Annotated in this window: 16 protein-coding genes; 12 read left to right on the forward strand and 4 right to left on the reverse strand. The window is 69.3% G+C overall.

Annotation, left to right across the window (positions count from 1 at the left end; translation table 11 throughout):
- Positions 1-62 precede the first annotated feature (62 nt).
- The gene (locus tag ELI80_RS09225; RefSeq protein WP_136650988.1) at positions 63-581 is read left to right on the forward strand and encodes a SixA phosphatase family protein; all 519 of its coding nucleotides are present in this window, start codon (positions 63-65) and stop codon (positions 579-581) included.
- Between the two features lie 33 nt (positions 582-614).
- On the opposite strand, the gene iscR is transcribed toward ELI80_RS09225, so the two are convergent.
- Complete coding sequence (gene iscR, locus ELI80_RS09230; RefSeq protein WP_136650989.1) at positions 615-1,082, reverse strand: Fe-S cluster assembly transcriptional regulator IscR; 468 nt, start codon at positions 1,080-1,082, stop codon at positions 615-617.
- Positions 1,083-1,276: 194 nt separating this feature from the next.
- On the opposite strand from iscR, the gene ELI80_RS09235 reads away from it, so the two are divergent.
- A complete protein-coding gene (locus ELI80_RS09235) occupies positions 1,277-1,936 on the forward strand; it encodes an alpha/beta hydrolase (protein ID WP_136650990.1) in 660 nt (219 codons plus the stop codon).
- A 63-nt stretch (positions 1,937-1,999) separates the two neighbouring features.
- Here ELI80_RS09235 and ELI80_RS09240 read toward each other — a convergent pair whose 3' ends face one another.
- Positions 2,000-3,382 (reverse strand): alpha/beta hydrolase, encoded by a 1,383-nt coding sequence (locus tag ELI80_RS09240; protein ID WP_236641410.1) that lies wholly within the window; start codon positions 3,380-3,382, stop codon positions 2,000-2,002.
- Between the two features lie 256 nt (positions 3,383-3,638).
- Here ELI80_RS09240 and ELI80_RS09250 point away from each other — a divergent pair, with 256 nt between their 5' ends.
- Positions 3,639-4,853 (forward strand): NADP-dependent isocitrate dehydrogenase, encoded by a 1,215-nt coding sequence (locus ELI80_RS09250; protein ID WP_136650991.1) that lies wholly within the window; start codon positions 3,639-3,641, stop codon positions 4,851-4,853.
- Positions 4,854-4,926: 73 nt separating this feature from the next.
- On the opposite strand, the gene ELI80_RS09255 is transcribed toward ELI80_RS09250, so the two are convergent.
- Complete coding sequence (locus ELI80_RS09255) at positions 4,927-5,478, reverse strand: hypothetical protein (protein ID WP_143803210.1); 552 nt, start codon at positions 5,476-5,478, stop codon at positions 4,927-4,929.
- Positions 5,478-6,275, reverse strand: a complete 798-nt coding sequence (locus ELI80_RS09260; RefSeq protein WP_136650993.1) for an MBL fold metallo-hydrolase — start codon at positions 6,273-6,275, stop codon at positions 5,478-5,480. The genes ELI80_RS09255 and ELI80_RS09260 overlap by 1 nt, the downstream gene beginning before the upstream one ends.
- Before the next feature lie 151 nt (positions 6,276-6,426).
- Between ELI80_RS09260 and purQ the strand changes: the two genes are divergently transcribed.
- The 9 genes from purQ (at position 6,427) to rpsI (ending at position 16,658) form a co-directional block, all read left to right on the forward strand.
- Positions 6,427-7,095, forward strand: coding sequence for a phosphoribosylformylglycinamidine synthase subunit PurQ (gene purQ, locus ELI80_RS09265; protein ID WP_136650994.1), 669 nt, complete (start codon positions 6,427-6,429; stop codon positions 7,093-7,095).
- Positions 7,096-7,225: 130 nt separating this feature from the next.
- Positions 7,226-9,031: a sensor histidine kinase gene (locus tag ELI80_RS09270; RefSeq protein ID WP_136650995.1), complete on the forward strand. Its 1,806-nt coding sequence runs from the start codon at positions 7,226-7,228 to the stop codon at positions 9,029-9,031.
- A gap of 17 nt (positions 9,032-9,048) precedes the next feature.
- Positions 9,049-10,383: a sigma-54-dependent transcriptional regulator gene (locus tag ELI80_RS09275; protein ID WP_136650996.1), complete on the forward strand. Its 1,335-nt coding sequence runs from the start codon at positions 9,049-9,051 to the stop codon at positions 10,381-10,383.
- A gap of 208 nt (positions 10,384-10,591) precedes the next feature.
- Positions 10,592-11,146, forward strand: a complete 555-nt coding sequence (locus tag ELI80_RS09280; RefSeq protein ID WP_236641411.1) for a hypothetical protein — start codon at positions 10,592-10,594, stop codon at positions 11,144-11,146.
- A 146-nt stretch (positions 11,147-11,292) separates the two neighbouring features.
- Positions 11,293-14,181, forward strand: coding sequence for an Rne/Rng family ribonuclease (locus ELI80_RS09285; protein ID WP_136650997.1), 2,889 nt, complete (start codon positions 11,293-11,295; stop codon positions 14,179-14,181).
- Positions 14,182-14,299: 118 nt separating this feature from the next.
- A complete protein-coding gene (locus tag ELI80_RS09290; protein WP_136650998.1) occupies positions 14,300-15,037 on the forward strand; it encodes a cytochrome c biogenesis CcdA family protein in 738 nt (245 codons plus the stop codon).
- A 61-nt stretch (positions 15,038-15,098) separates the two neighbouring features.
- On the forward strand, positions 15,099-15,536 hold the full coding sequence (locus ELI80_RS09295; protein ID WP_136650999.1) for a PaaI family thioesterase: 438 nt from the start codon (positions 15,099-15,101) through the stop codon (positions 15,534-15,536).
- A 130-nt stretch (positions 15,537-15,666) separates the two neighbouring features.
- Positions 15,667-16,131, forward strand: a complete 465-nt coding sequence (rplM, locus tag ELI80_RS09300; protein WP_136651000.1) for a 50S ribosomal protein L13 — start codon at positions 15,667-15,669, stop codon at positions 16,129-16,131.
- 2 nt (positions 16,132-16,133) lie between these two features.
- The gene (gene rpsI, locus ELI80_RS09305; RefSeq protein WP_136651001.1) at positions 16,134-16,658 is read left to right on the forward strand and encodes a 30S ribosomal protein S9; all 525 of its coding nucleotides are present in this window, start codon (positions 16,134-16,136) and stop codon (positions 16,656-16,658) included.
- Positions 16,659-16,826: the final 168 nt, after the last annotated feature.

Genomic DNA, 16,826 nt, shown 5'->3' on the forward strand with positions numbered 1-16,826 from the left:
GTTGCGGCTGTCCGAGCCGGGTGGCAGGCTTCGGATCGAACTGGGGGAGGGAAGGGCACTGAATGACCGCGACCGGAATCCGTCGGCTGATCCTGACGCGCCACGCCAAGTCCGCCTGGGACGATCCGTCGATGGACGACCATGACCGCCCGCTGAACGATCGCGGGCGCCGGTCGGCGCGGGCGCTCGGCGACTGGCTCGCGAGCCGCGGCTACGACCCCGAGGAGGTGCTGTGCTCGACCTCGCGCCGGACCGTCGAGACGTGGGAACGTGCGGCGGCGGCGGTGTTCGAGACGCGGCCGCCGCTGCAGCTGAGGCCCGAGCTCTACCACGCCGAGCCTGACGAGATGATGGACGTGCTGCGGACGGCGACGATGAACACGGTCATGGTCATCGGCCACAATCCGGGCATCGCGGCCTTCGCGGCCATGCTGCCCGAGCGGCCGCCGCTGGACCCCGATTTCCGGCGCTTCCCGACCGCCGCCACGCTGGTCGTGGATTTCGCAGCCGACAGCTGGGCCGATGTCCAGCCCGGCAGCGGCGACGTGCGCGACTTCGTGCGGGTGGACGGGCGGCAGTAGCGGCCTTTTTGGGGTCCGGCGCCGGGTCCGGCCTCAGGCGACGGGCGCGTCGTCCACGACCGACAGGATCCCCGGGACCGCGGGGCAGGGCAGCAGCGCGTTCTTCGCCACGTCGGCCAGCGTCGCGTTGTGCAGGAACACGTAGACATGCGCCGACAGGCTTTCCCAAAGCCGGTCCGACAGCGCCTGTGCCAGGCTTCCGCTTTGCCCGCCCGACGCGCCCGCGCCGACATGCAGCGCGCTCACCGTCTCGTCGACGGCGCCCAGCACCTCGGCCACGCGGATCGTTTCCGGCGACCGGGCAAGCCGGTAGCCGCCGCCGGGGCCGCGCACCGATTTCACCAGCCCGGCGCGGCGCAGGCGCACGAACAGCTGTTCCAGATAGGGCAGCGACACGTCCTGGCGTTTCGAGATGTCGGCCAGCGTCGTCAGCCCCTCGCCGGCGGTGGCGAGGTCGACCAGCGCGACCATCGCGTAACGGCCCTTGGTTGAAAGCTTCATGGCATGCCCCCATCTCGTGGTCGCGCCGCGTTGCCCGGGCGGGGTGCGGCCGCGATTGACGGCGCAACGCCGGGTGCGTTAAGCCCGCATGTGCTGCCGGAATATGACGTCCGCGCGAATGGCTGCGCGCGCGTCTCCGGTCGTAAGGCTGTGACCCGTCCGCGTCAAGAATTGCCCGTCCTCAAAGGATTCCCATGCCCGAGCTGATTTTTCCCGGACCCGAAGGTCGCCTGGAAGGCCGCTACCATCCCCAGCCCAAGGCCGACGCGCCGCTTGCCATCGTGCTGCACCCCCACCCGCAATACGGCGGGACGATGAACAACCGCGTGGTCTACAACCTGCACTACGCGTTCCACCGGATGGGCTTCACGGTGATGCGGTTCAACTTCCGGGGCGTGGGCCGCAGCCAGGGCGAGTTCGACGACGGCATCGGCGAGCTGTCGGATGCCGCGTCGGCGCTGGACTACCTGCAGGCGATGAACCCCAACAGCAAGCACTGCTGGGTCGCGGGGTTCAGCTTCGGTGCCTGGATCGGGATGCAGCTGCTGATGCGGCGGCCCGAGATCACGGGCTTCGTCAGCGTCTCGCCGCCCGCGAACATGTACGACTTCAGCTTCCTCGCGCCGTGCCCGTCGTCGGGGCTGATCATCAACGGCAGTTCCGACCGGGTGGCGCCGCCCAAGGACATCAACAACCTGGTGGCGAAGCTGCGCGAGCAGAAGGGGATCACCATCACTCACGAGGAAATCGAGGGGGCGGACCACTTCTTCCGCGACGACGAGGTCTACATGAAGCCGATGATCGACAAGGTGCAGGGCTATGTCCGTCGCCGGCTGACGGAGAGCTCGCGCTGAGAGCTGGCCGCGACGCCGGCCGACCGGTCCGCCGCGTGCCCGACAAGGCGCGCGGCGTTTTCGTTACTTGACGCCCAGGGCCTGAGACAGCGCCGTGGTGGCAAGCGTCATCGCCTCCTTCGCCTCGGGCACGACGGTGCCCATGCCGAAGAACTCGTGCGTCACGCCGTCATAGGTCTTCTGCGTCGTCTCGACGCCCTGTTCCTGCAGCGCCTTGGCGAGCCGTTCGCCTTCGGACAGCAGGGGGTCGATCTGCGCGTTGATGACGCTGGCCGGCGGCAGCCCGGAAAGGTCGGTGCGGTCCACGAGGTCGAGGCGCGGGTCCGCCGTCTGTGACGGGTCGGCGAAGACGTGGCTCACGAACCACTCCATCGCCGGTTTCGACAGCGGCTGGGCGTCGGCGTAGGTCTGGTAGGACGGCGTGTCCATGTCGTTGCCCGCCACCGGATAGACCAGCAGCATGTGGTCGGGCTGCGCCAGCTGCGCGTCCCGGGCGTTGATCGCCACGTTCATGGCGAGGTTCGCGCCGGCGCTTTCGCCCGCGACCGCCAGCCGCTCGGCGTCCGCGTTCAGGCTGCCCGAGTTCTCGACGAGCCAGCGATAGGCGAGGTTCGCGTCCTCGTGCGCAGCGGGGAACCTGCTTTCCGGCGCGTGGCGGTACTCGACCGAGGCGACGACCGCCTTCGCACCCTCGGCAAGGGCGCGGGCCGATGCGTCGTAGGTGTCGATGTCCGCGATCACCCAGCCGCCGCCGTGGTAGTAGACGACCAGCGGGAACGGGCCTTCCCCTTCGGGCGTGTAGATGCGGATTGGCTGCTGGCCGCCGGCCGCGTCGGTGTAGCTGACGTCCTGCGTCCTGATCGCCGCCAGACCGGCCGGCATCGCGATCCCGCGGTCCTTCATCACGGCCATCACCGCATCCGCAGGGGTCGGCTCGCGCCGCTGTTCCTCGGGCGTCAGGGTGCCGATCGGGTCCGCGCCGAGCTCGGCCAGCTTGTCGAGCACCGCCGTCATGTCGGCGGTGGCCCGGCCTTTTTCCAGCGGCGCTGCGTCGTCCGCGGGTGTGGCGGCCGCGTCGGCCGGAGCCGCTGCGGGCGGCGTGGCGGGCGAGGTTGCCGGGGTGTCGGCCGCGGTCGCCGGGGCTGCCGCCGGCGGGGTCGAGGTCGTCGGCGCGGCGCTCGCATCGGCCGGTGCAGGCGCGTCACGTGCGGGCGCGGGCGACGCTGCGGGGGCAGTCGCGGGCGAGGTTGCCGGGGCGTCCGACGAGGCCGGGGCGTCGGTCGCCGCCACGGGCGAGGCTGCGGGCGCGGTCGAGGTCATCGGCGCGGCGGGTGCCGGGGTCGGAGGCTCGCTGCCGGGGGCCGTGGCGGCCTGGGCGAAGGCTGCCGTGGTCCCGGCGGTCAGCGCGGTCGCGGTCAGGAGAGCGGCAAGGGTTCTGTGCGGCATGGCGTCCTCGTATGTCGGCGTGCACGCAGGCAACGGCCCCGCTGCCGGCCAGTTGCCTGCCCGAGCCTTCGGTTAAGCAAATGTTAGGTGGGCGGAACCGCCGCGTTCTCACCACCACGGACAGGCACGGGCGGCGGGTCCACGTCCCGCCGCCCTTCGCCCCGGGTCCTTGGCCGGGTCCGTGCCCGGGCCCGGCTTTTCAATCCGGGACGTTTCCGATAAGCCGCGCCCAAGCATCCTCAGCCAGGGAAATCCCATGACCAAGATCAAGGTAGACAACCCCGTCGTCGAGCTCGATGGCGACGAGATGACCCGGATCATCTGGGATTTCATCAAGCAGAAGCTGATCCTGCCCTATCTGGACGTCGACCTGAAATACTACGACCTCGGCATCGAGGAACGCGACCGGACCGAGGACCAGGTCACCATCGACGCCGCCAACGCGATCAAGCAGTACGGCGTCGGCGTCAAATGCGCGACCATCACCCCGGACGAGGCGCGGGTCGAGGAGTTCGGCCTGAAGAAGATGTGGAAGTCGCCCAACGGCACCATCCGCAACATCCTGGGCGGCGTGATCTTCCGCGAGCCGATCATCGCCAAGAACGTGCCGCGCCTGGTGCCGCACTGGACCCAGCCGATCATCGTCGGCCGCCACGCCTTCGGCGACCAGTACAAGGCCACCGACTTCCGCTTCCCCGGCAAGGGCACGCTGTCGATCAAGTTCGTGGGCGAGGACGGCGAGACGATCGAGCACGAGGTGTTCCAGTCGCCCGGCGCCGGCGTGGCGATGGGGATGTACAACCTCGACGATTCGATCCGCGACTTCGCCCGGGCCAGCCTCAACTACGGCCTGCAGCGTGGCTATCCGGTCTATCTCTCGACCAAGAACACGATCCTGAAAGCCTATGACGGCCGCTTCAAGGACATCTTCCAGGAGGTGTTCGACGCCGAGTTCGCCGACCAGTTCAAGGCCAAGGGGATCGGCTACGAACATCGCCTGATCGACGACATGGTGGCGTCCGCGCTGAAGTGGTCGGGCGGCTATGTCTGGGCCTGCAAGAACTACGACGGCGACGTGGAATCCGATATCGTGGCGCAGGGCTTCGGGTCGCTGGGGCTGATGACCTCGGTCCTGATGACGCCCGACGGCAAGACGGTCGAGGCCGAGGCCGCGCACGGCACGGTCACCCGCCACTACCGCGAGCATCAGAAGGGCAAGGAGACGTCGACCAACTCGATCGCGTCGATCTATGCCTGGACCGGCGGCCTGAAGCACCGCGCCAAGCTGGACGGCAACGACCAGCTGATGCGCTTCGCCGAGACGCTGGAGCGGGTGACGGTGCAGACGGTCGAGGACGGGTTCATGACCAAGGACCTCGCGCTGCTGGTGGGCCCGGAACAGAAATGGCTGACGACGATGGGCTACCTGGAAAAGGTGGACGACTACCTGAACAAGGCGCTGGTCGGCTGACGGCTTCGCCGCAGCGACCTGCGATCAGGACGAAGCGGGGCCGGGCAGCAGTGCCCGGCCCCGTCTGCGTTCGTCAGCCTTCCGGCGCCTCGGACACGGAATCGACCATCCGGCCCGCGAGGTCGTGGGCGGCGGCGATCTTGTCGTCGGGGATGGCGTCGGCGTCCGCGGCGACCACGTCCGACACCTGGACGTTGAGCGCGCGGCCAAGGATTTCCGCGACGCACAACGTGTGGCCCTGATCGTCGACCCGCGTCGTCAGGCACTCCATCTTCCGGCCGGCGGGGCTGGTGACGCTGGCGCGGGTCACAGGAATCTCGCCGTCCGCCATGTAGGCTTCGGCACGTTCGATGTTCCGGGCGATGTCGCCGTCGTAGAGCGCGTAGAGCAGCATCTGCACGAGCCGGTTGTCATCCGGGGCGCGGTAGTTCGCGACGATCCGGCCTTCGGCCGGCTTGCTCTGGATCGATTCGCGCACCAGCCCGTCGATGGTTTCGGGGAAGCCGGGCATGAACGCGTTGGTCGGATGCCCTTCCACCACGTTCGGGGCGCCCTCCCGGGCGAGCGCGGGAGAGGCGAGGGCAAGCAGGATCGCGAGCCCGGTTCCGGTGAGCCGCGCCGCCATCATGCCGGCACCTCGCCGGTCGGGTTCCCGCTGTCGGGGTACCAGTCGAGGACGACGACCTCGGTTTCGCTGCCCGCCGCCTGCAACGCGGCCCGGAAGGTCGCGGGATCGGTGCCGCGGTGGTGGTAGGGGACGGCGCGGCGCGGTTTCATTTCGGTGACGCCTGCTGCGGCCTGTTCCGCCGTCATCGTGTAGGGCAGGTTCATGGGCAGGAAGACCGTGTCGATGTCGGACTGCGCGCGGAACTCGGGCGTGTCCTCGGTGTCGCCCGCGATGTAGATGCGGCCGTGGTCGGGCGAGGTCAGCACGTAGCCGTTGTCGCGGCCCTTCGGGTGATACTGCAGCCGGTCGGGCGTGGTGTTGTAGGCGGGCACGGCCTCGATCCCCAGGCCCGCGACCTCGCCGGTGTCGCCGCTGGCCATCACGGTGGCGCGGGACCGCAGCGTCTCGGGCAGCTTCTCCGCGACTGCCGGGTTCACGATCAGCGCCGCCCCGTCCGGCAGCAGCGCTTGCAGCGTGTCGGGGTCGAAGTGATCCTGATGCTCGTGCGTCACGAGGATCGCGGCCGCCGCCGGCAGGCCCGCGAACTTGTCGGCGCCCCCGACCGGGTCGACGAGGATCGACTGCCCGCCGAGGGTCAGCATCATCGACGCGTGTTCGACTGGGGTGAGGAACGGGAGCGTCCCCGCAGCAGATGGGGTGGCGGCTGCCTGCGCGAACAGGCCCCGCGGCAGCAAAAGCGGCGCGGTCAGCGCCGCCGCGCCGAGGATGACGGTCTGGCGTCGGGTGGCGATCATCGCGGCCTCCTGCACGGATATGGTGGCGGTTGACCGATGAACGGGCGCGGCCCGGCCGGGGTTCCCCCTTTATTCGCGATGCGCCGCGCGCTATGTGCGTGCCGTCCCCTGCAAGCCCGACGCCAAGGCCGTCGTCCCGGAGAATGCCGCCATGAAAGCCGCCGTCGTCACCTTTCCCGGCTCGAACTGCGACCGCGACCTTGCCGTCGCGCTGAAGCGTGCGGGCGCCGACGTGACCCGCGTCTGGCACAAGGATGCGGAGCTTCCGGCGGGAACGGACCTCGTTGCGGTGCCGGGCGGGTTTTCCTTCGGCGACTACCTGCGCTGCGGCGCCATCGCCGCGCAGTCGCCGGTCGCGGCCGCGATCTCGCGCCATGCCGAGCGCGGCGGCTTCGTGCTGGGCGTCTGCAACGGCTTCCAGGTCCTGACCGAGCTGCGCCTGCTGCCCGGCGCGCTGATGCGGAACGCGGGGCTGACGTTCCTGTGCCGCGAGGCCGACCTGACGGTCGAGGAGAATGAAAGCGCGTACCTGTCGCGCTACGCCGTCGGGGAACGGATCCGCATCCCGGTCGCGCATCACGACGGCAACTATCAGGTCGACGCCGACGGCCTTGCCCGGCTGAAGGGCGAAGGCCGCATCGCGCTGCGCTACGCGCCCGCCTGCAACGGCTCGGTCGAGGATATTGCGGGCGTCCTGTCGGACAACCGCCGGGTGCTGGGCATGATGCCCCACCCCGAGCGTGCGGCCGACCCCGTCCACGGCGGCACCGACGGCGCCCGCATGTTCGAGGGGCTGGTCGCGGGGCTGGTCGCCGCGTGACCCCGGCCCTCCAGCCGCACTTTTTCGCAAGCCGCAACCACGTCGCGGCCGCCATCGCTATCGCCGCCGTCGTTGAGCGGCGGAACGCCAGGGTCTATCACTGCGGCGAGCGACGCAGCGGACGGGGCTGATGCCTGATCCCGACATTTCTGCAGAGGGTCCCGAGGATCGGGCGGGCGAGGGGCGCGAAGGGTCGCGCGCCGCGCGCGGGCGCATCGCGCAGCGCGTCATGGCGGTACTGCTGATCGCGGCGGCGATCGGCACGATCTTCTATACCAACCACTGGCTGACCGAGCGCTTTTCGGAAAACACCCGGGTCCGGGCGGAATTGCGCGCCGCGCTCTACACCGGGAACCTTCTGTCGGAACTGCAGCGGACCGCGGTGGTGCCGCTGCTGCTGGCGCGCGACCCGAACCTGATCTCGTCGCTGATGGGGCAGGACTTCTCCACCACCTCGGCGCGGCTGATGTCGGCGCAGAAGGATATCGGCGCGGCCTCGATCCGGCTGCTGGACGGGTCGGGCCGCACCGTGGGCGCGACGAACCGGCAGCTTCTGGGCACGAACTACGTCCTCGCGCCCTTCTACGTCGAGGCGCTGCGGGCGAACGACACGGTCTTCACCGTCTCCGCCTCGCCCACCGGGCGGCACGAGTTCAACTTTTCCCGCGCGGTGGTGTCGGACGGCCGCTCGCTGGGCGTGATCGTGGTCGAGGCCGACCTGTCGCGGCTGGAACGATCCTGGGCGGGCATTTCCGACGCGGTGGCGGTCACCGACAGCCAGGGCCAGATCATCCTGACGACCGAGCCGCGCTGGCGCGGGCTGGAGATGGATCAGGCGCTCGCGGTGCGATCGGCGCCAAGCGCGATCTCGCGCGCGTTCCAGGTCACGACCGACTGGGCCAACCAGCCGGCCGACGCCTATATCCGCGGCAAGGCCGTGATGCAGACCGAGACGCGGATCCCCTTCCGGGGCTGGCGGATGACCCTGTTCAGCAGCTACGATTCCATCCGCGACCGGGTGAACGCCTATCTCGCGCTGGAGATCATGGCGCTGGCGATGGCGCTGGCGGCCGGCTTCTACATCCTGTCCCGTCGCGCCCGCACCATGACCAACCGCTACAGGCGCGAATCGGCGGACCTGCGGGCGCTGAACACGCGCCTGACGCGCGAGATCGCCGAACGCGAGCGGATGCAGCGCGAGCTGCGCGTGGCCGAACAGACCGTGCAGCAGTCGAGCAAGCTCGCCGCGCTGGGCGAGATGTCCGCGGGGATCAGCCACGAGCTGAACCAGCCGCTCGCCGCGATGAAGACCTATCTCGCGGGGGCGCGGCTGCTGCTGGAACGCGGGCGTCCGGACGAGGCACTGTCGAGCTTCCAGCGGGTGGACGACCTGCTTGAACGCATGGGCGCGATCACGCGGCAGCTCAAGTCCTATGCCCGCAAGGGCGGCGAGGCGTTCGAGCCGGTGGACCTGCGCATGGCGCTGTCGGGCGCGCTCACGATGATGGAATCGCAGCTTCGCAACCGGCGGGTGCGGCTGCAGCGCAGCCAGCCGCGCGATCCCGTCATGGTCTATTGCGACCGGATCCGGCTCGAGCAGGTCATCATCAACCTGATCCGCAACGCGATGGACGCGACGCGCGACCAGCGCGACCCCTCGATCGCGATCACCGTGGACAGCGCCTCTCACGCGCATTTGTCGGTCCGCGACAACGGCCCCGGTGTCGCCGACCTGGAAAAGCTGTTTGAACCCTTCTGGACAACCAAGGGGCCGGGCGAGGGCACGGGGTTGGGGCTTGCCATATCGTCCGGGATCGTGGCGGATTTCGGCGGGAGGCTGACCGCACACAATCCCGAAGGCGGGGGGGCGGCGTTCGATCTGGAACTGCCGCTGCACCAGCCGCGGCTGGACAGCCGGCGCACGGCCGCCGAATGAAACAGGAAAGGCAAGTCATGACGCAAGGTCTGACCGTGGCGATCGTCGACGACGAACCGGACATGCGCGATTCCATCAGCCAGTGGCTCGGCCTGTCGGGCTACCGGACCGAGGTGTTCGCCAGCGCCGAGGACGCGCTGAAGGTCATCGGCCCCGACTGGCCCGGCGTGGTGGTGTCCGACATCCGCATGCCGGGGATGGACGGGATGGCGTTCCTCAAGCGCCTGATGGGATTGGACAGCGGCCTGCCGGTCATAATGATCACCGGCCACGGCGACGTGCCGATGGCGGTCGAGGCGATGCGGCTGGGCGCCATGGACTTCATGGAAAAGCCCTTCAACCCGGACCGCATGACTGAGCTGGTGAAGAAGGCCTCGCAGGCCCGCCGCATGACGCTGGACAACCGCGCCCTGCGCCGCGACCTGAGCGAGGGCCAGCAGGTCATGTCGAAGCTCGTGGGCGCGAGCCCGGCGATGGACCGGCTGCGCGAGGACATCCTGGATCTCGGGCAGGCCGACGGCCACGTGCTGATTGACGGCGAGACGGGGACCGGCAAGACGCTGGTGGCGCACGCGCTGCACGCGGTGGGCCCGCGCGCGACCAAGCGCTTCGTCCAGATCAGCTGCGCCGCCTACAACGACGAGGCGCTGACCGCGCGGCTGTTCGGCCCGCTGGAGGACGGTCTTCCGGCGGTCGAGGAATCGCGCGGGGGCACGCTGTGCCTCGAGGACGTCGAGGCGCTGTCGGACGCCGTGCAGGCGCGGCTGCTGGCCTTCATCGCCGAGCAGGGCGCACCGGCCGAGACCCGGATCATCGCCATTTCCAACGCCCGCGGCGAGGGGCGACGGGCCGAGGACAGCCTGCGCCCCGACCTGTTCTACCGCCTGTCCGCGCTGCAGATCACCGTGCCGCCGCTGCGCCAGCGCGGCGAGGACATCCTTTCGCTGTTCAACCGGACGACCGAGCAGTTCGCCGACGAATACGGCTGCGAGCCGCCGCAGGTGACGGCGCAGGAAGCCGCGCAGCTGCTGCAGGCGCCGTGGCCGGGCAACGTCCGCCAGCTCATCAACGTGGCCGAACGCGCGGTGCTGCAGAACCGGCGCGGCACGGGGTCGATCACCTCGCTGCTGATGACCGAGGGTGACGAGGCGCGCGAGGCCACCACGACCGAGGGCAAGCCGCTCAAGGAATACGTCGAGTCGTTCGAGAAGATGTTGATCGACAACACGATGCGCCGCCACAAGGGCAGCATCAGCGCGGTCATGGACGAGCTGTGCCTGCCGCGGCGGACGCTGAACGAGAAGATGGCGAAATACGGGCTCAGCCGCGGCGACTACCTGTCGGGCGGCTGAGATGGCCGGCCGGCGGGTCGAAAGCCTGATCCGCTGGACCGGCGACCGGGTGCAGGGCACGGCGACCTGGCGCTGCTGCGGCCGGACCTGGGACATCGTGACCCCGGGATAACCCGTCATCCACTGTTCCAACGACCCGCAACTAGGCGGCGATCCCGCGCGCCCGAACCCGGAAGACCTCCTTCTGTCGGCGCGGGCGGCGTGTCCGATGCTGTGGTTCCTGCACCTGGCCAGCCGCGACGGCGCCATCGTGCGGTCCTGCGAGGATGCGCTGCTTGGGCTCGGCGAGACGTCGCCAGACGGCGCCGGGCGCTTCGTCCGCGCGGTGCTGCGGCTGCGGATCGGCCTTGATCCCGCATCGGACCCGGTGGCGTGCGCGGCGCGTCATCACGAAATCGGATGCTGCTGCCTCATCGCCCGCTCGGTCGCGTTCCCGGTCGGGCACGAGCCGCGGTACCATGTCGTGACAGGGCCTGAGCGGACGGCGTGCCGGGTTCACGGCAGTTTCGGATTGTCATTTCGCAACCGGACACCCTATGTTGGCCTCATGCATGGTCCAGACCGTCAACCGGCGGTTGTGTCCTGCACCCCAGTTTCGCAGCTTGGCGGCCGGTTTCGGATCTTCCGGACAGCACGCCTTGCGGGAAAGCCGGCCGCCCGGCGCGTCGTCCTGACGCGCGGGCAGCCTGAACAATCGCCGTCCCGTCTGCATGTCGCGGACCGGGACAACAGGAAAAAGAGACGCGATGGATCGCGCGATTGACGATGATGCAAGGGGGCGGCGGGACATGATCCCGGCCGCAGCCGCCATCACCGGCACCGCCGCGCGGCCCGCGTCCGCATCAAGCCGCACCCTGTCCCTTTCCCCGCCGACACGCGGGCCGGACCGGCTGCGCGAAAGAAAGACTCATGGCAAACAAGATGCTGATCGACGCAACCCATGCGGAGGAAACCCGCGTGGTCGTCGTGGACGGAACCAAGGTCGAGGAGTTCGACTTTGAAACGCTGAACAAGCGCCAGCTTGCCGGCAACATCTACCTGGCGAAGGTCACGCGGGTCGAACCCTCGCTGCAGGCCGCCTTCATCGACTATGGCGGGAACCGTCACGGCTTCCTGGCCTTCGCGGAAATCCACCCCGACTACTACCAGATCCCGGCCGCCGACCGCCGCGCCCTGATCGAGGAAGAGCGCCAGGCAGCCGAGGCCGCGGAGGCCGAGGAGGAGGCGAAGGAACGGCGCCGCAACCGGTCCCGCGCATCCTCGGCCCGGTCGGACGACGCGGTCGCCGTATCGGACGTGCAGGCTCACGAGGGCGAGACGGAGGCAGAGGAGACCGGCGACGGCGATGCGCAGGACAGCGGGGCCGAACGTCAGGATACCACCGACGCGCAGGCCGATCACGCTGCTGGTGACGATGCCGGGGAACGCCCCGCGGAAGCTGTCGAGGACCACCACGCGCATCATCACGCCGACGATCACCGCCACGATGACGCCGACCACCACCCCGAACGGGGTGGCGAGGACCGGGGCGAGGACAGGGGCGACGAGCAGCCGGCCGAATCCGCCTCCGACCGCGACGAGACCATCGAGTCGATCGCCGAGGAGGACGTGACCGAGGAGATCCGCCCGGCCAAGAAGCCGCGCGCCCGGCGCTACAAGATCCAGGAAGTCATCAAGGTCCGGCAGATCATGCTGGTCCAGGTCGTCAAGGAAGAGCGCGGCAACAAGGGCGCGGCGCTGACCACGTACCTTTCGCTCGCGGGGCGCTACTGCGTCCTGATGCCGAACACGGCGCGGGGCGGCGGCATTTCCCGCAAGATCACCAACGCGGCCGACCGCAAGAAGCTGAAGGACATCGCCTCGGAACTGGAAGTGCCGAAGGGCGCGGGCCTCATCATCCGCACCGCCGGAAGCCAGCGCACCCGGACCGAGATCAAGCGCGACTATGAATACCTGATGCGGCTGTGGGAACAGATCCGCGAGCTGACCTTCAAGTCGATCGCGCCCGCCCCGATCTACGAGGAAGGCGACCTCATCAAGCGGACCATCCGCGACCTCTACAGCAAGGACATCGACGAGGTCCTGGTCGAGGGCGAACGCGGCTATTCGACCGCGCGCGACTTCATGAAGATGATCATGCCGTCGCACGCGAAGAACGTGAAGCTCTACAACGACCCGATGCCGCTCTTTGCGCGCTACCAGGTCGAAGGCTACCTGGCCGGGATGTTCAACCCGGTCGTCCAGCTGAAATCGGGCGGCTACATCGTCATCGGCGTGACCGAGGCGCTGGTCGCCATCGACGTGAACTCGGGGCGCGCGACCAAGGAAGGGTCGATCGAGGACACCGCCTACAAGACGAACTGCGAGGCCGCGGACGAGATCGCGCGCCAGCTGCGCCTGCGCGACCTCGCCGGGCTGATCGTCATCGACTTCATCGACATGGACGAGCGCAAGAACAACGCCTCGGTCGAGAAGCGCTTCAAGGACCGGCTCAAGACCGACCGCGCCCGCATCCAGGTCGGCCGCATCTCGGGCTTCGGCCTTCTGGAGATGAGCCGCCAGCGGCTGCGGCCGGGGATGCTGGAATCGACCACGCAGCCCTGCGCGCATTGCCACGGCACCGGCCTGATCCGTTCGGACGACAGCATGGCGCTGACGATCCTGCGCGCGATCGAGGAAGAAGGCACCCGCAAGCGCACGCGCGAGGTGCTGGTCCGCGCCCCGGTGGCGGTCGCCAACTTCCTGATGAACCAGAAGCGCGAGCATGTCGGCATGATCGAGGCGCGCTACGGCATGGCCGTGCGGGTCGAGGCGGACCCGACCCTGATCTCTCCCGACTTCGCGATGGACAAGTTCAAGACCGCGACCCGGAACGTGCCGGAAGCGCCGTCGAACGTCGTGTCGGCCAGTGCCAGCCTGATGGCGCAGATCGACGACGAGGATCTGGACGCCGACATCGAGGACGAGGCCGAGGATGAGGCGCCCGCGACCGAGGCGCGTGCCGAGGACGAGGATCGCCGGGACGAGCGCCGCGAGGATCGTCGCGAGGACCGGGCGGAGGCTGAGGGCGACGACGCCAACCGCTCCAAGCGCCGCCGCCGCCGGCGCCGGCGTGGCGGGCGCGGCGAGAACGGCGAGGGCAACGGAGCCGACGCCGCGCTGGACGACACGGACGCAGACGCGGGTGCTGACGCGGGCCCCGACGCCGATGGCGAGGCCGACGAGGCCGCCCGGCCGGCCGAGGCCGTCGCCGCCGAGGGCGAGGAAACCGGGCGCCGTTCGCGCAGCCGCTCGCGTCGCGGCCGTTCCCGCCGCGGGGCCGAGGATGCGGCCGAGGGCCGGGACCTTACCGGCGAAGGCGGCGAAGTCGCGGCCGACGCCGAAGGGCAGGGTGCCGACGCCGAAGGGCAGGGTGCCGGCGACGGGGTCGCGGACGCGGCGGGCGACGACCTGAGCGCCCCCGTCCGCGGCGACGAAGCGCCAGCGGACATGGCCGATGCCGACGCCGTCGCGCAGGCGGCCGAAGCCCATGCCGAGGCAAGCGGGGGTGAACCCGAAGCCGACGCCGAGCCGGTGCCGCAGCTGGATGAGCCCGCTGAAGCCGAGTCGCCCGACGCGCCCGACGCCGAGGCCCTGAGCATCCCCGGCGAAGCGGATGGCGGCCCGCAGCCCGATCCGCAGCCGGAGGAGCCCGAGGCGCAGCCGGAGCCGGTGGCGCAGCCGGAGCCCGCGTCCGAGCAGGTTGCCGAAGCACCGGCCCGTCCGCGCCGCCGTGGCTGGTGGTCGTTCGGGTCGTGATCTCGCGGACCCGGACCCGGCGCGCCGCGAACCGGTGCGCCGCGACCTGACGCAGCCGTGACAGATCATGCCGCGGGCCGGGGTTTCCCGGCCCGTTCCTTTGCGACAAGGTGCGCTCATGTTTGGGATCGAGATTGCGAACGCCGCCTTCCTGCCCGCGGCGATGATCGCCGCGCTTGCGGGGCTGCTGTCGTTCCTGTCGCCCTGCGTCCTGCCGATCGTGCCGCCCTACCTCGCCTACATGACCGGGGTGAAGGTCAGCAGCCTCAAGGCGCGCGAACGCAGCGCGGCGCTGCCGGCGGTGTTCTTCGTCCTGGGCCTGAGTACGGTGTTCCTGCTGATGGGCTACGCCGCGTCGGCGCTTGGCCGCGCGTTCCTCGTTTGGCAGCCGGCGCTGGTGACGGCCTCGGGCGTGTTCGTCATCATCCTCGGCCTGCACTTCCTCCACGTCTTCCGCATTCCGCTGCTCGACCGGGAGGCGCGGCTGGACACCGGCGAGCAGGGCGGATCGGCGCTCGGCGCGTACCTGCTGGGCCTCGCCTTCGCTTTCGGCTGGACGCCCTGCATCGGCCCGCAGCTGTCGATGATCCTGACCCTTGCCGCGACGGATCCGCCGCGCGGCACCGGCCTGTTGGGCGTCTATGCGCTGGGGCTGGGGATCCCGTTCCTGCTGTCGGCGATCTTCATCGAGCGGTCCATGTCGCTGATGAACCGCATCAAGCGCCACATGGGACTGATCGAGCGGGTGTCGGGCGTGCTGCTGATCGTCGTGGGCGTGCTGCTGCTGACCGGATGGCTTTCGATCATCAGCTACTGGCTGCTGGAAACCGTGCCGGTCCTGGCGCGGATCGGCTGAGCCTCTGCTTGCATCGCCGCCCCCGTTTCGCCAGCCTGCCGCCGGGGCAGGGAGGGACCGGATGACAGGGCTGGGCACGCAGGAACTGAACGACTACCTCGCCGCAGTCTTTCCCGAGGCGGTCGGATACCGGGTCGAGGCCGCAGCCGAGGACGAGCTTCGCGTCAGGCTTTGCGTCGGTGCCCGCCACCTGCGGCCGGGCGGCACGGTTTCCGGCCCCGCGATGTTCGAGCTTGCGGACTTCGCCATGTATGCGGCCGTGCTGTCGCGCATCGGCAGGGTGGCGCTTGCGGTCACGACCAGCGCCAACATCGACTTCATGCGCAAGCCCGAGGCCGGGCGCGACCTCGTCGCCAGCGTGCGCGTGCTGAAGCTGGGCCGGGTGCTGGCCGTGGGCGACGTGATGATCCGTTCGGACGGGTCCGACGCCATCGTCGCACGGGCGTCGCTGACATACTCGATTCCGCCCTCGGACAGAAAAAACGGCGGCTTGGCCTAGGGTATCATTATACCTATTTCGCAAACCTATGAAAATAAAGGCTTTTTACGGCTCCGCGGCGCTTGACCTGCGCGGCGCGATCCCGGATATACCGCCGATCCGAATTCAACATCCCCCGAAAGGGCGAAGCATGAAGACCTATACCGCGAAACCGGCGGACATCGACAAGAAGTGGATCCTGATCGACGCCGAGGGCGTCGTGCTGGGCCGTCTTGCCACGATCGTCGCGTCGCGCCTGCGTGGCAAGCACAAGCCGACCTTCACCCCGCACATGGACATGGGCGACAACGTCATCATCATCAACGCCGACAAGGTGCAGATGACCGGCGACAAGCGGGACGACAAGAAATACTACTGGCACACCGGCCACCCGGGCGGGATCAAGCACCGCACCGCGCGCCAGGTGCTCGAAGGCGCCCACCCCGAGCGCGTCGTCATCAAGGCGGTCGAGCGCATGATCTCGCGCAACAAGCTGGGCAAGCAGCAGATGTCGAACCTGCGCGTCTATGCCGGCGAGCAGCACCCGCACGAGGCGCAGCAGCCCGAAGTGCTGGACGTCAAAGCGATGAACCCCAAGAACACCCGGAGCGCCTGATCATGGCCGACGACATCAAATCCCTCGACCAGCTCAAGGACGCCGTGACCGCCAGCGCGGGCGGGGTCCAGGGCTCGACCGCCGACGAACAGCGCAGCTACCAGCCGCTGGCCGCCCCGCGCGAGCCGCAGCGCGACGACCTCGGCCGCGCCTACGCGACCGGCAAGCGCAAGGACGCGGTCGCCCGCGTCTGGGTGAAGCCCGGTTCGGGCAAGGTCATCGTGAACGGCAAGGACATCAAGGAATACTTCGCGCGGCCCGTGCTGCAGATGATCCTGCGCCAACCGTTCGACGTGGCCGGCGTCGCGGACCAGTTCGACGTGAACGCGACCGTCGCCGGTGGCGGCCTGTCCGGCCAGGCCGGCGCGGTGAAGCACGGCATCTCGAAGGCGCTGCAGCTCTACGAACCCGCGCTGCGCGGTTCGCTGAAGGCGGCGGGCTTCCTGACCCGCGACAGCCGCGTGGTCGAGCGCAAGAAGTACGGCAAGGCGAAGGCCCGCCGGTCGTTCCAGTTCTCGAAGCGCTGAGCTTTCGGCCGAATCCTCGGCATCGCTTGTGGGAAGGGCGCGGCATCTGCCGCGCCCTTCGTCGTTCCGCGGCCAGGATTCGGACCGGAATCGGTGCGAGTCGGCTGCATTCTGTCATTTTCCGGTCGTGATTCTGTGCGAGATTCGGGGTGCTGGCGTCTGCCGGGG

This window comes from Paracoccus aeridis, assembly GCF_004923205.2.
GTDB lineage: Bacteria > Pseudomonadota > Alphaproteobacteria > Rhodobacterales > Rhodobacteraceae > Paracoccus > Paracoccus aeridis.